13 protein-coding genes are annotated in these 15068 nt (G+C 49.9%); 12 read left to right on the plus strand and 1 reads right to left on the minus strand.

Going from position 1 to position 15068, the window contains the following annotated elements:
• Nucleotides 1-12 precede the first annotated feature (12 nt).
• The 12 genes from atpE (at nt 13) to ACJJH9_RS20125 (ending at nt 11496) form a co-directional block, all read left to right on the plus strand.
• Nucleotides 13-258, plus strand: a complete 246-nt coding sequence (atpE, locus tag ACJJH9_RS20070; RefSeq protein ID WP_020413895.1) for a F0F1 ATP synthase subunit C — start codon at nt 13-15, stop codon at nt 256-258.
• 52 nt (nt 259-310) lie between these two features.
• Nucleotides 311-781 carry a F0F1 ATP synthase subunit B gene (locus tag ACJJH9_RS20075; RefSeq protein WP_252083951.1) on the plus strand — a complete coding sequence of 157 codons (471 nt, stop codon included), beginning with the start codon at nt 311-313 and terminating at the stop codon, nt 779-781.
• Between the two features lie 12 nt (nt 782-793).
• Entirely contained in the window at nt 794-1330 is a 537-nt protein-coding gene (locus ACJJH9_RS20080) for a F0F1 ATP synthase subunit delta (protein WP_252083950.1), read from the plus strand.
• Nucleotides 1331-1379: 49 nt separating this feature from the next.
• The gene (gene atpA, locus ACJJH9_RS20085; RefSeq protein WP_152455988.1) at nt 1380-2924 is read left to right on the plus strand and encodes a F0F1 ATP synthase subunit alpha; all 1545 of its coding nucleotides are present in this window, start codon (nt 1380-1382) and stop codon (nt 2922-2924) included.
• Nucleotides 2925-3001: 77 nt separating this feature from the next.
• Nucleotides 3002-3862, plus strand: coding sequence for a F0F1 ATP synthase subunit gamma (atpG, locus tag ACJJH9_RS20090; protein ID WP_252083949.1), 861 nt, complete (start codon nt 3002-3004; stop codon nt 3860-3862).
• A gap of 59 nt (nt 3863-3921) precedes the next feature.
• Nucleotides 3922-5325, plus strand: a complete 1404-nt coding sequence (gene atpD, locus ACJJH9_RS20095; RefSeq protein ID WP_252083948.1) for a F0F1 ATP synthase subunit beta — start codon at nt 3922-3924, stop codon at nt 5323-5325.
• Nucleotides 5326-5343: 18 nt separating this feature from the next.
• On the plus strand, nt 5344-5763 hold the full coding sequence (locus tag ACJJH9_RS20100; RefSeq protein WP_020413901.1) for a F0F1 ATP synthase subunit epsilon: 420 nt from the start codon (nt 5344-5346) through the stop codon (nt 5761-5763).
• A gap of 166 nt (nt 5764-5929) precedes the next feature.
• Nucleotides 5930-8059: an NHL repeat-containing protein gene (locus ACJJH9_RS20105; RefSeq protein ID WP_444923807.1), complete on the plus strand. Its 2130-nt coding sequence runs from the start codon at nt 5930-5932 to the stop codon at nt 8057-8059.
• A gap of 601 nt (nt 8060-8660) precedes the next feature.
• A complete protein-coding gene (locus ACJJH9_RS20110; RefSeq protein WP_444923808.1) occupies nt 8661-9233 on the plus strand; it encodes a hypothetical protein in 573 nt (190 codons plus the stop codon).
• Nucleotides 9217-9651 carry a VOC family protein gene (locus tag ACJJH9_RS20115; protein ID WP_444923809.1) on the plus strand — a complete coding sequence of 145 codons (435 nt, stop codon included), beginning with the start codon at nt 9217-9219 and terminating at the stop codon, nt 9649-9651. Before ACJJH9_RS20110 ends, ACJJH9_RS20115 begins: the two co-directional genes overlap by 17 nt.
• Nucleotides 9652-9803: 152 nt before the next feature.
• Nucleotides 9804-10436, plus strand: a complete 633-nt coding sequence (locus ACJJH9_RS20120) for a glutathione S-transferase family protein (protein WP_444903495.1) — start codon at nt 9804-9806, stop codon at nt 10434-10436.
• A 319-nt stretch (nt 10437-10755) separates the two neighbouring features.
• A complete protein-coding gene (locus ACJJH9_RS20125; protein ID WP_444923810.1) occupies nt 10756-11496 on the plus strand; it encodes a formate/nitrite transporter family protein in 741 nt (246 codons plus the stop codon).
• Nucleotides 11497-11615: 119 nt separating this feature from the next.
• Here ACJJH9_RS20125 and ACJJH9_RS20130 read toward each other — a convergent pair whose 3' ends face one another.
• Nucleotides 11616-14957 (minus strand): amidohydrolase family protein, encoded by a 3342-nt coding sequence (locus tag ACJJH9_RS20130; RefSeq protein ID WP_444923811.1) that lies wholly within the window; start codon nt 14955-14957, stop codon nt 11616-11618.
• Between the last annotated feature and the right edge of the window lie 111 nt (nt 14958-15068).

Raw genomic sequence — 15068 nt, forward strand, 5'->3', positions numbered from 1 at the left:
TTGGAGAACACAATGGAAGCATTAGGTCTGGTTTACATCGCAAGTGCACTGCTGATCGGTCTGGGCGCCCTGGGCACCGCTATCGGTTTCGGTACTCTGGGTGGCAAGCTGCTGGAAGGTTCCGCTCGTCAGCCTGAACAGGCTCCGGCTCTGCAGGGCAAAATGTTCCTGATGGCTGGTCTGCTTGACGCGGTTCCAATGATCGGTGTTGGTATCGCTATGTACCTGATCTTCGCCGTAGCTCCTGGTCTGGTTTAATTACGCCGTTCCAATTGCCCTTAACCCTATTTAAAGAGCAAGAGGTGTCGGTGTGAATATCAACCTGACTCTAATCGGCCAGTCGATTACTTTCCTGTTTTTCGTCTGGTTTTGCTGGAAGTTTGTTTGGCCGCCGCTTTTGGGCGTGATGAAAGAGCGTGAGCAGAAGATCGCAGATGGTCTCGCTGACGCCGAGCACGCGCAGAAAGATCTGGAACTGGCCAAGCGCAAAGCTGCCGAGCAGCTGAAAGAAGCCAAAGATCAGGCGAGCGAGATTATCGATGGCGCCAACAAGCGCGCTAATCAGATTATCGATGAAGCAAAGCAGGCTGCGCATGCCGAGGGCGATCGCCTGAAAGCTGCGGCTAAAGCTGAGATCGACCAGGAAGTGAATCGCGCTAAAGAGCAACTGCGCAGCCGTGTGGCAGACCTGTCTGTCCTGGGTGCGGAGAAGATTCTCGCGGTCAATATCGACGCTAAGGCGCACGACGACCTGATCGACAAACTGGCAGCCGAGCTGTAAGCGAGGAACCCCATGGCGGAACTCAGCACACTGGCCCGGCCCTACGCTAAAGCTGCATTTGCCTATGCGCAGCAAGCCTCCCACTTAGGTGGTTGGAGCGCTGCGCTGGAAACTGCGGCGGCGGTCAGCCAGAACGAAAAAGTGCGTGAGCTGCTGGATAACCCACAGCTCACCAGTGAAGAGCGCGCAGATAAATTCCTGTCGATCTGTTCAGACGAGCTCGGCGAGCACGGAAAAAATTTCATCCGGTTGCTGGCGGAAAACCACCGCCTGCAGCTGCTGCCGGAAATTTCCGAGCTGTTCGAAGAGCTGAAAGCGCAGGCGGAAGCCACCCTCGAGGTGGAAGTTGTTTCCGCGCACGCCCTGAGCGATGCACAGGCGCAAGCACTGGGCCAAAAGCTCAGGGCGAAGTTTGAACGCGAAATACATCTGCACAGCTCGGTGGACGAGAGCCTGCTGGGCGGCGCGATCATCCGCGCCGGTGATACAGTCATCGACGGTTCCGTACGCGGCCGTCTGGCCAAGCTCGCCGAGGCGATGAACTCCTAAATTACTCTCCCCGTCGGCGTCAGCCGGCGGGGGACTTGAGGAACAGAGCATGCAGCAACTGAATCCCTCTGAGATCAGTGAAATCATCAAGAGCCGCATCGAAAATCTCGATGTGAGCACTGAAGCCCAAAATGAGGGCACCATTGTTTCCGTATCCGACGGCATCATCCGCATCCACGGCCTGGCCGACGTGATGTACGGTGAAATGATCGAGTTCGAAGGCGGCGTTTACGGTATGGCGCTGAACCTGGAGCGCGACTCCGTTGGTGCTGTAATCCTGGGCGACTACAAATCTCTGGCCGAAGGTCAGAAGTGTCGTTGTACCGGCCGTATCCTGGAAACCCCGGTTGGTCCGGAACTGCTCGGCCGCGTTGTAGACGCGCTGGGTAACCCGATCGACGGCAAGGGTCCACTGAACAACAAGCTGACCGACGCGGTAGAAAAAGTAGCGCCTGGCGTTATTGCCCGCCAGTCCGTTGATCAGCCTGTACAAACCGGCTTGAAAGCGGTTGATACCATGATCCCGATTGGCCGTGGCCAGCGTGAGCTGATCATCGGTGACCGCCAGATCGGTAAGACTGCTGTGGCGATCGACGCCATCATCAACCAGAAAGGCACCGGCGTTAAGTGTATCTACGTTGCCGTGGGCCAGAAGCAGTCCTCTATTGCCAACGTAGTGCGCAAGCTCGAAGAGCACGGCGCTATGGACCACACCATCGTAGTGGCCGCTGGCGCCGCCGATCCGGCAGCGATGCAGTTCCTGGCTCCTTACGTCGGCTGTACCATGGGTGAGTACTTCCGCGACCGCGGTGAAGATGCCCTGATCGTATACGATGACCTGACCAAGCAGGCTTGGGCCTACCGTCAGATCTCCCTGCTGCTGAAGCGTCCGCCTGGACGTGAAGCCTACCCCGGTGACGTTTTCTACTTGCACTCCCGTCTGCTGGAGCGCGCTGCGCGTGTAAATGCCGACTACGTAGAGAAGTTCACCAATGGTGAAGTGAAAGGCAAGACCGGCTCTCTGACCGCCCTGCCGATCATCGAAACCCAGGCCGGTGACGTATCCGCGTTCGTACCGACCAACGTGATTTCCATTACCGACGGCCAGATCTTCCTCGAGACCGATCTGTTCAACTCCGGTATCCGCCCTGCGATCAACCCGGGTATCTCCGTATCCCGTGTAGGTGGTGCAGCGCAGACCAAGGTGATCAAGAAATTGTCCGGTGGTATCCGTACCGCTCTGGCTCAGTACCGCGAATTGGCGGCATTCTCCCAGTTTGCCTCTGATCTGGACGAAGCTACCAAGGCCCAGCTGGATCACGGTGAGCGTGTAACCGAGCTGATGAAGCAGAAACAGTACTCTCCGCTGTCTATCGCGGACATGGCTGTTTCCGTTTACGCCGCAGACAAGGGTTACCTGAAAGAAGTAGAAGTTGCCAAGGTTCTCGATTTCGAAGCCGCCCTGCTCGCTTACATGAACAGCGAACACGCAGAGCTGATGGAGAAAGTGAACGCGACTGGTAACTACAACGACGAAATCGACGCAGCTTTCAAAGCCGCTATCGAGAAGTTCGTCGCTACTAGCAGCTGGTAAGAACTCCCTGGAGAGCGCGAAAGAGCGGCGTGTCCGCTCTTTCGGAATCTAACTTCCAGCGAACAAGGTAAATCACTATGGCAGGCGGAAAAGAAGTACGCACAAAAATTGCCAGCATCAAGAGCACGCAGAAGATTACTGCCGCAATGGAAATGGTTGCAGCCAGTAAGATGCGTAGAGCTCAGGATCGCATGGCACTGGGGCGTCCCTACGCCCAGCGCATACGCGCAGTGATCGGCCACGTCGCCAACGCTTCGGCCGAGTACCAGCATATTTACCTGCAGGAGCGCGAGGCCAAGCGGGTCGGTTTTATCCTGGTATCCACTGACCGCGGACTCTGTGGTGGCCTGAACATCAACATGTTCAAGGCGGCTATTCGCGAGATGCAGGCGTGGTCCGAAAAAGGCGTTGACGTAGAAGTCTGCGCGGTAGGTAACAAGGCGGCCAGTTTCTTTAACGCCATCGGCAGCAAGGTTGTCGCAGCAGTTCGCGACCTGGGCGATGCGCCCCAGGCCAACAAGCTGATTGGCTCAGTAAAGGTAATGCTGGACCGTTACGCAGAAGGCGATATCGATCGCCTGTTCCTGGTATCCAACGAGTTTATCAACACCATGTCACAGAAGCCGCGGGTCGAGCAATTGCTGCCGCTGCCGAAAGACGAAGATGAAAAACTCATGCACGAGTGGGACTACCTCTACGAGCCGGATCCGGTTGAATTGCTGGATGGATTGCTGGCTCGCTATATCGAGTCTCAGGTATACCAGGCAGTAGTTGAAAACAAAGCCTGTGAGCAGGCAGCGCGTATGATCGCGATGAAGAGCGCCACCGATAACGCCGGTGAGCTGATCGATCAGTTGCAGCTTGTCTACAACAAGGCGCGCCAGGCGGCCATTACCCAGGAACTGTCCGAAATTGTCGGCGGTGCGGCGGCGGTTTAATCCGCTGCCCCTAGCAGTAATGGTCAGCCTAGAAAGAATTTAAAGCTGAGGATCCGGAAATGAGTAACGGGCAAATTGTGCAAGTGATCGGAGCGGTCATCGACGTGGAATTCCCACGCGATTCTGTTCCGAATGTATACGACGCACTGGTGGTTGAGGACAAGAACCTCACCATGGAAGTGCAGCAGCAGTTGGGTGACGGCGTGGTACGCGCTATTGCCATGGGTTCATCCGAAGGTATCAGCCGCGGTCTGCCCGTGCGCAATACCGGTGCTCCGGTTTCTGTACCGGTAGGCCTGGAAACCCTCGGTCGCATCATGGACGTGCTCGGCAACCCGATTGACGAGTGTGGCCCTATCGGTGAGAAAGAGCGCTCCTCTATCCACCGCGCTGCACCGACCTACGAAGAGCAGTCCAGCTCTACCGAACTGCTGGAAACCGGCATCAAGGTAATCGACCTGGTTTGCCCGTTCGCCAAGGGTGGTAAGGTTGGTCTGTTCGGTGGTGCCGGTGTAGGTAAAACCGTAAACATGATGGAACTGATCAACAACATCGCTACCGAGCACTCCGGTCTGTCTGTGTTTGCAGGTGTTGGTGAGCGTACTCGTGAAGGTAACGACTTCTACTACGAGATGGCTGAATCCGGCGTTGTTGACCTGGAAAACAAAGCCAACTCCAAAGTGGCGATGGTTTACGGCCAGATGAATGAGCCGCCCGGCAACCGTCTGCGCGTAGCCCTGACCGGCCTGACCATGGCGGAAAAATTCCGTGATGAAGGCAAAGACGTACTGTTGTTCGTCGACAACATCTACCGTTACACCCTGGCCGGTACCGAAGTATCCGCACTGCTGGGCCGTATGCCTTCTGCGGTAGGTTACCAGCCGACCCTGGCGGAAGAGATGGGCGTTCTGCAGGAGCGTATTACCTCCACCAAGACTGGCTCTATCACCTCTATCCAGGCGGTATACGTACCGGCGGATGACTTGACTGACCCGTCTCCGGCGACCACCTTCGCGCACTTGGACTCCACTGTAGTACTGAGCCGTGATATCGCCGCCAAAGGTATCTACCCGGCTGTTGACCCGCTGGATTCCACCTCTCGTCAGCTGGACCCGCAGGTAATCGGTCAGGAGCACTACGAAGTGGCTCGTGGCGTACAGTCTGTATTGCAGCGCTACAAAGAGCTGAAGGACATCATCGCGATCCTGGGTATGGACGAACTGTCTGAAGAAGACAAGCAGATCGTAGCCCGCGCCCGTAAGATCGAGCGTTTTCTGTCTCAGCCTTTCCACGTTGCGGAAATCTTCACTGGTGCACCAGGTAAATATGTTTCCCTGAAAGAAACCATCCGTGGCTTCCAGGGCATCCTGAACGGTGAGTATGACCACATGCCTGAACAGGCCTTCTACATGGTGGGAACCATCGACGAAGCCGTGGAAAAAGCCAACAAGACCAAAGGCTAAGCCAGAGAGGCATATACTATGGCCATGACAGTACATTGTGACATTGTCAGCGCCGAGCAGTCTCTCTTCTCCGGACTGGTGCAGATGGTGATTGTGAGTGGTATCGAAGGTGAGCTGGGTCTCTCCTACGGCCATGCGCAACTGCTTACCGCCCTGAAGCCCGGTCCGGTACGCATCATCAAGCCCGGTGGTGAAGAGGAAGTACTGTTCGTCAGCGGTGGCTACGCCGAAGTACAGCCGAACATGGTTACCATCCTCGCGGATGTAGCCGAGCGTGAAATTGACGAGGAAGCCGCGCAGAAGGCCCGCGAAGAAGCGGAACACGCCCTGCACAAAGCGCCTTCTGAAGTTGATTATGCGCGTATCTCAGCCCAGCTGGCCGAAGCCGAGGCGCGTCTGCGCACTCTGCAGGCAATCCGCAAGGCGGCCGGTAAGTAAGTAGCGCTTGCATTTGTGTAAAGCGCCAACTTCAAGGCGATAAAAAAGCAGCTTCGGCTGCTTTTTTGTATTCTTGGTTCTCACTTTACCTTCCCCCTGTTTTTGAAAGTCACTCCCTACTCTATGTGCCCATAGGGGTAGACCTAAGTTGTACGAGGTATCTACATTGAAGCCCACCTTTAAAAAACTCTTCACAATATCAACATTAATTTACCTACTGGCCGGATGTGGTGGCGGCTCATCCGGCGGAGGTGATGATAATCGTGAGCAGAAAACAGATAACGAAAACCCAAGCGCCAGTATCCTGTTTCCATCTGCCAACGGATTGTGGAGTGATCGGGAAACATTGATCGTCCGCGGGAGTGCGACAGACAATGTTGGGGTGGAAAATGTGCTGGTAAACGGGATAGAAGCAGATTCCGATGATGGCTTTAAAACTTGGCAAGTAGAAATACCGTTGACTGCAGGTGAAACCACGGGCATCAATGTAGAGGTCACTGATGTTAATGGAAATAGAACCCTGGAAGCTGCTTTTTTAACTGTAAACGCCTATGACAATTTTGACAGTTATAGGTTTTGCAGCCCTTTGGCATATGATGATGATAGAAATGTAGCCTATACGTTTAACCCTGTTAGGGAAATTAGTCTGGAAAAGATGCAAGAGAGATTTATCTCCTCAAGTCTTACTGATGTTGTCGGTGCGAAATACGATGCGACTACAGGAAATTTTTTAGTTATTGAAAACGACAGGTTGTTGTTGGTCGATAGGGATTTTAATGTAGTAAATAGCATTTCAGAAACTGATGATGAATCACTATCTTTTGGCAAGAGGCCCCAGATTTCAATTGATGATAGTAGTGGAGATATTTATGTTCAAAATTATTGGCCGAGCTCCTTAATAAAAGTTGATCCTGCCACAGGTGAGAGAGAAAAAATATCAGAGTTTCAGTATGTAGATGGAAGTTCCGTAGGCTACCTAAACCAGGGACTTGAAATTAAAGGTGGCAGATTTTTTGTACTCGAAGAGAAGGCATTACTGGAATTAAATCCATTTACATGGGCGGCACGTGAAATTTCAGGGAAAAATATAGGTGCAGGAGAGTCTTTTTACAGTATAAAAGGTCTATCTGTCGATTTAGAGAATCACAAAGCCTACGTGGGCGACCACCATAGTAGATTGTTTGAAATTGATTTAACAACAGGTGATCGAGAGGTAATTTCTTCTGAACTGGATGCCGGTGAAGAAAATCTCAATTTCGACTCAGCTAGAAATGGCTTTTTGGATGTAGGGCCTTTTATTCTAATTAATTCCTGCCTGACTGGGCATACTTTCTCAATCAATAAGGAAAGTGGAGAGAGGAGTCGCTTATCCAGAAAAATTAGAGGGGATGGGCCCTTAATTTCTGCAAGTGAAGCACCTATCTTTGACCAAGATAATAATCGTATTATCGTTCTGAATGATAGTTATGGTAACTCTGATTTATTTTCTGATTTCGATAAGATTCAGCAAGTTATTTCTGTAGATCTACAAACTGGGCACAGATCCATTCTATCAGGACCAAACTATGGCGAAGGTATCATTAAAGGCTATTTTAATAATCTGGCTGTAGACGATAGAAATGGAAATATTTACGCAACGGAATCTGTATCCAATAGTATCGTCAAAATAGACCCTAATAACGGGAATCGAACCATAATTTCAGGAGTGGAAATAGGAGTTGGTGAAAACCTTATGGGGTCGAGAGCTCTAGCTGTAGATTCGACACAAAATCGAATATTAACTATATCTGGATTTTCATTGATTGCTGTTGATATAGAGACAGGAAATCGAAGTGTTATAACAGATTTTACGTATATGGATATGTGGCATCCACAATATATATCCTTGAACTCGAATTCTTCGCACGTCTACATTTCGGATGTTCATGGAACTATCAACAAAATTGACCTGAATAGTCAGGAAATAACCACAGTATCAGGTAAGGATATTGGCAGTGGACCAAGTATGAATGAACTTGGCTTTATGGTGTTTGATGAGTTAAATAATCAAATAATTATTGAGGATTATAACCATACTGAAGGAGATGAATTCCCAATTGATATTGAGCTTCTGGCTGTAGATCTGGAAACTGGAGATAGAACTTTGTTGCTGAATCTTCAGGAGAAGAATAATGAGGATATGCTGATTTCACCTGTGATTGATACTAAAGAGAATAAAGTATATCTGGCTATGCCTAATAGAAGTATCGCTGTTTTTGATATGCAAACAAAGCAGTATTTAACTGTAACACAATAGTTTTTAATTGTTCTTGCGCCAGCAATATTTTTTCTGGCGCTTATGAGTCTCCTAGCTTAGTTTTCAAGGAGGCCGGGTATATATTGTTGAATTGAAACGCTGCTGACAGATTTTCGTAGAGAGAGAATCTATTTATACAGACATACTAATGTCTTTATTAGTGATTTAATCGATTTCCTCACAAAATTTCGCTCCAGTGTTGTATGCCAAAAATCTAGTTGTTTCAGGTTAATAAATAGTTTTATTAATTTTTTATGAGATTTTGGTTTTATTTAAAAGTTATCTTTATTTTAGAAAAAATTTTATGTCAACTGTCCATGCTTCTGGGTGAAAGTACGACCTCTGTGTACATTTAATCATGTCACTCTTGCTTTCACATTTCTCTATATTAGTTTGTTGTATTCGTGATACCTTTCCAAAGGTGGTTGGTGTTAGTAGATAATTAAATTATATATTCTGTCTTTATTTGAGCTCATTTCGTAAACCTGTGTAAATAAGTGCCTTGCGTACAAAATCATAATATATTTCTGTCACATTCTCTATACTAGTTATTGGCTGCCTAAGCTAAGTTTATGTTTTAAATTTAAAGTGGCGCTGATTTATGGTTCTCAGTAAGTTGTATCAGGCCTCATTTCGAAAAGTTTCGATTTTCCTGACATTTTTTTTGTTGTTCTTGGGTGTAAATAGCCACTCTCAATTTTATGATGTCCCCACTCCCGCCGAATATCTCAGTAACACCAAGCCTTTTTATATTCCCGGTAATATTTTTGTCACAGGAATCACCCCTGAGAAAAATAGGGTGCCAAGCCACCTAAAAGAATTTGGGTTTTATCACTCCGGTTGGGATGAAGATGATATCCCTGAAGTCGCAAGATTCTCTATTTTCGTTGATATTTGGTACTTCGATAAAGACCTAATGGCAATTGCCAGGAAGCATGGGTTGAAAATCTGGGTGGCATTGACCCCTATTTTTTTTAAGGATTATGGAAAAAATAAGCAGGAGGATTATCTGGATAGATGGGAAAAAGCCAGGCAAGAGTTGCTGCCTTTTAAAGATATTATTTACGCTTTTGATCCGCTAGATGAACCCTTCCAAAGATCTCTGTTACCGGATAAAGATTTGAAAAATTACCTCGAGGAGATTGGAGGATTAATCGATGATAAAGAATCCTGATCACGTAACCATCGCTGTCACCAATTTGGAAAAAAGCCAAAAATTCTTTGAATTATTAGATTTTGAACTGGAGATTACTGATGTTATTTCAGGAGAGAAAATCTCTAAATACCTGGAGGTCCCCAATGTTCAGGCAGACCATTTAACAATGGTTTTGAAGAATGCTGAGCCTAGATTTGAAATTCAGTTGTTACACTTCCGCGCACCAAAGATATTTTCTGATTCCAATTTATTAAATCTGGCAAGACCTGGCTATAACCATCTTTGCTTGAGGGTTGATGATATCGATTTTTCTGTGGACTACTTGAAGAAAAATGGAGTTCATATTCGTGGTCAGGTTATAGAGTATTTGAGCAGAAAGCTGGTATACATTGAGGGTCCTGAATACATCACAATAGAGTTGGCTGAATGGCTGTGATGAAAAAAATAAGCCTTATCACCTTTTTACAAACTTAATTATTTACAAGATTATTCTAATTCCACAGCAAGAACTTCCCTGCTGGCGTAAAAATCTCTCGAAAAATAATAGTATTAAAATAAACTATTCTCTACGTTTTCAGGGAGAGAATCATGTCAGATCATTTGATTTTATATACTAACCCCCAGTCCCGCGGATGCATAGTGCGCTGGATGCTAGAAGAATTGGGCTTATCTTATCGTACAGAGGTACTTGAGTACGGTGAACCTATGAAGACCACCGAATACCTTGCTATCAATCCAATGGGTAAGGTACCTACTCTGGTTCATGGTGAGAGAATTATTACAGAAGCTTCAGCTATATGTGTTTACTTGGCGGAAGTGTTCCCTGAGTCAGAATTGGCGCCAATGAATGACGATGAGAGAGCGAGCTTTTATCGCTGGATGTTTTTTGCGGCTGGCCCTATGGAATCTGCCATTGTGAATAAATATATCTTTGGGGAAGAGGCAGGTGCAGACAAGCAGCTGATGCTCGGTTACGGTTCCTATCAGTTGGCATTAGACACACTTTCTAAGGTGATTAAGTCCGGCCCCTATATTCTCGGTGAGCGTTTTACTGCAGCGGATGTTTATATAGGCGCCCAGTTAGAATGGGGGCTGCAGTTTGGCACTATAGAGAAGAGAATAGAGTTTCAGGAGTATGTTGAGCGCTTATCTAAACGTGAAGCTTTCCAGCGAGCGCATGCATTGGATAAAGCTCTAATAGAAGAGGTTAATGAAGTTTAGTTATCACTTTTTGAGATTACTATGTAAAGCCTCGCTATGCGAGGCTTTTTAATGGATGAGCGTTAAAGTCTGGAGACAAATATTGGGTGTATTTGAACTTCATCGGTAATTATGTAGAGTGAATAATTACCCCATATTTTTTATGAATTTTTTAATTTAATGGCGAGGCTAGTTAGGCCCTTGTTCAAGTCCAAAGCAGCTATCCTGAATGCTGTGTCGCATCTTCCCATGATGTAATTTTTTTCATCTCCCATTCTGATTTTCTATGAGTATCAATAGCGATAGACCCAAGAGTGAGCGGGTGGTTTTGTGTGAACAGATGGATGCCAGCCTGCATGAATATGAACGTGAGAGTCGCTCTCTGTTGTGGTCATCTATTGCTGCGGGATTGGAAATTGGTTTTAGTTTTTTCTTGATGATGGTGCTGTTTAGCAGTTTTCATGAGGAGCTGGATAAATCGGCGTTACACCTTGTGTTGTCGATGAGTTACCCGGTTGGCTTTATTTTGGTCATTATAGGGCGCACAGATCTTTTTACCGAACATACGACATTGGCAATTTTACCAGTTGCTGATAGAAGGCAGCGTTTGCGTGATCTGGGGCGTATCTGGGGATTCATTTATCTCGGCAATATGATTGGCACTTTTTTATTTGCGTTGATACTAGTGGGTTATGCCTCAGTCAGTCAAAACATTGTCTCAGCAGGTTTTGATTACTATGGTCAAAAGCTGATTAGTGCGAATAATAGTGCGTTATTTCTTGGTGCAATTTTGGCTGGGTGGCTAATGGGTTTACTCGGTTGGCTGGTTTCATCCAGTACTGACACAATTAGTCGAATAATGGTTATTGCAATAGTGACCTTTGTAATCGGTCTGGGCAGTCTGCCGCATTGCGTAGCAGGGGCCGTAGCAATATTTAGTGCCTGGATAGGTGGTGATGGCTCGGTAGGTTTTATGGAAGTACTGCGCTTTCAAATCTTAGCCACGTTGGGTAATACCTTTGGTGGGGCCGTATTTGTGGGTCTTTTGAAATATGGCTATATCACCAATAATTTGCCCTAGCCGAAAACTCTCTGTAGTAGGGTTATAAGAGATAGGTAATTGGGCGCTTTGATAGTTCTCCGCGCCCTAGAAGTTGTATCCGGCGGAAGCCACCGGATTCAAAACGAAGACTCTGGGAATTAATGTACCCAGTGGTGGCGTTCCATTTTCTCTTGTACCGCCTCTGCCGTAGGAGCGGGCATAGCGCTGATAGGCAGGCGTTCGTGGAAGAATGCCAAGCGTTCGCCAGCACCGACTTCGTTCATGGTTTCTGCCTCGAACACACGGCCATTAATTACCGTGTAGGTAATGTTCTCTGACAGGCGTAGGTTATCCAAGGGGTTGCCGTCAACCACGATCAGGTCAGCCAGCTTACCAGCCTCAATGCTGCCGATATCACCGTCCATACCCAAGTAGCGGGCACCATCGATGGTACCGGCGCGGAAGGCTTCCCAGGGGGTAAAGCCGCCCTGCTCCATCATCCACATCTCCCAGTGCGCCCCAAGTCCTTCGCGCTGGCCGTGGGCGCCGATATGTACGGTGACACCTTCGTCACGCAGCTGCTTGGCCTGACGGGCCACATTAAAGTGGTTGTAGTGGGCATCCGGCGCAGTGGGGCGACGGATAGAGCGGGGGTTAACGATAAAATCGGGGGTAAAGCGGGTCAGGCGCTCGTTCTTCCATACCTCGGTGCGGTCATACCAGTACTCCTCACCCCAGAGGCCGCCGTAGGCCACAACGAAGGTCGGTGTATAACCCACTTGGGTTTGGCTCCACAGCTGCTCCACATCGCCGTAGACATTGGCGATCGGCAGTGAGTGCTCGATACCGGTGTGCCCGTCCACAATCATGTTCATATTGTGCTGGTACTTACCGCCGCCCTCGGGCACTACCATAATGCCGGCTTCGCGGGCTGCCTGCAGCACTTGCTGGCGCTGGTCGCGGCGGGGCTGGTTGTAGCTCTTCACCGAGATGGCGCCCATTTCCTTGAGGCGATTGACGTGGAACTGAGCGTCCTCCAGGGAATTGATCTTGGCTTTGTAGCCTGGACCTTTGGCGCCATAGAGGATGGTGCCAGTGGAGAAAATACGCGGTCCGGTAATCAGGCCAGCCTTTTGCATTTCTGCGGCGGAGAATATCTCGCTGCTGTCATTGGAGGGATCGTGAATCGTGGTCACGCCAAATGCCAGACTGGAGAACAGGTTCCAGTTTTGCTGCGGGATAATTTCTTCGCGACCCTGAGCGCCGTGGGCATGAGCGTCAATCAGCCCTGGCAATACAGTTTTGCCGGTGATATCGATACGCTTCGCCTCGGCGGGAATCTCCACTTCCGCTGCGGGTCCCACGGCGACAATGCGATTGCCTCGGAATAGAACCACGCCATCCTCGATAATTTCGCGGGTGTTCTCCGCATCGCGCATAGTGACGACTTTGCCACCGGTGAGGGCAACGAGGCCAGCGCGATTGTCGAAGGACTGCTCAAAGCTCAGGTCGATGCCTTCAGAAACCGGCTCTGGTAGTTCCTCCGGGGCACCGGCGACAAATTCGAAGGCGTCTTTCAGTTCGCGCTCGAACAGCTTGGGCCCGTGTGCCCAGCCTAGGGTGTCGCTATCGGCAGACCAATGCAGGTTCTCACCGGCGCGCTTGGATACCTGGGTGACTTTGACTGCTTTGCTATCGGGGCCGATCACCTCGGACTTGCCGGTGTGCATAAAGGGCGCGACAAAGGCTTTGAAGTCCTGGGTAAAGGCGACCCACTTGCCGTCCGGGGACAGGCGGAAGGAGGTAATCTCAGCGCCGTGCAGGTGCTCACGCTCATCTTTGCCTTCCAGGTTGGTGCTCTTCAATACGCGCTTGCCGCCGCCGGCGTGTTGGTACTCGGAGAAATAGATACGGTCCTCGCTGGCGCCAAAGTGCGGCTCATAGCCGGACTTCACAACCCTGCGTTGCCAGTTGCCGTCGACGTCTGCCAGGTAGATACCCGGTTCTAATGAGTACTCGGGGCTGAGCAGGTAACCGCCGGTAAAGCGGCGGTAGGCCACGGTGTCACCACTGGGGGAGAAGCTCGGCTCTACGTAGAGGCCGGGCTGTTTGGTGATGTTCTTGCCGCGACCGCTGCGGGCGGATACTACACGCACATGACCGAGTTTTTGGTCGTCCCAGGTGACATAGGTGATCTCGCGACCATCGCGGGACCAGCTGGGATAGAATTCAAAGTGGTCGTCCTGGCGGGTCAGCCGGCGGCGCTCACCACTGGCGACATCCTGAATATAAATCTTGCCCAATGCCTGGAAAGCGACCTGCTTGCCGTTGGGGGATTTTTGCGCCCAGCGAATCATTTTCACATCGAAGGTGTCCGGGGCTACTTCCACAGGGAAGCGCACCGCATCCGCGACCTGTTTCTCGACCTTCACATGAGCCGCAATCGGCGCAACGCTGTCGCCGTTGATGGAGATACGTAGGAATTTACCGCCAGTCCAAACGACCAATGACTCACCATCGGGCATCCAGTCGTATTGAACGTAGTTACCATGGGGGCCGAAAATTTCCTGTAGGTCTCGTTCAAGGCCGGCGTAAACAGGGGTTTCCAGCCCAGTATCCAAATCTTTCAGGAACAGGGAGGTCTGGTTGTCCTGGCGGCGAATAAAGGCCAGTTTGCTGCCATCCGGAGAGGGCACTGGCGCCACCGCGCCACCGGGACCGGAGATAAAGGTTTCCTCTTCACCGTCCTGTAGGTCGTAGCGCTTGATGGCAAAAATTTCTTTGGTCGAGTTCTTGTTGTACTCCCATACGGTACCGGGCGTGGTATCGATGGAGTAATAGACATAGCGTCCATCTGGAGAGAAAGCTGGATCGGCAATATTCTTCTGGGCGATATCGCCGCCGATACGCTCTTTCAGTTGGCGACCTTCACCCCCACCGTAGTGGTACATCCAGATTTCACCGGCGGGAATACTACGGCCGGACATAAAACCTTTACGTGCTACCAGATACTGGCCATCGGGGCTCCAGTTGGGCGAGTGCAGCAGGTTTTCCTTCTCTGTGGTGAGCTGACGAAGGTTGTCGCCATCGCGATCCATCAACCAAATGTTGTCGGCGCCATCGCGGTCGCTGATAAATACGATGGTCTTGCCATCCGGGCTAAAGCGCGGCTGCATATTCCAGGCGATTTCATTGGTCAGGGCTACTGCCTCGCCGCCTGCTAACGGCACTGTGTAGATATCGCCAAGCATATCGAACAGGATGGTTTTGCCATCTGGGCTGATATCCAGGTTGCTCCAGGTGGTCTCGCGGGTGTCCAACTGGATCGGTTTAAATTCGTAGGGCGGCTTGTTGATATCCCAGGATTGGGCTTCCGCCTTATCTCCTTCTTGTTCTTCAGCGCCTTCAGCTTCTGCTACGGCTCCCAGTGGCAGGGACAGCATAAGCGCTGCCAGAGCCAATAAATGGCGCCGTGGTTTTTTTTGCTCGATTGTATTCATGGACAATTTCCCTCCACCGCATTGTCTGCGTTGGCTCTGACTGTACTGTTGTAATGGGCAACGTATTGATCTTCAGGAGGCTAAATTACCGGGATCGCCGTCCGGCGGCAA

The organism is Microbulbifer mixtoriginis (SeqCode), assembly GCF_052466715.1.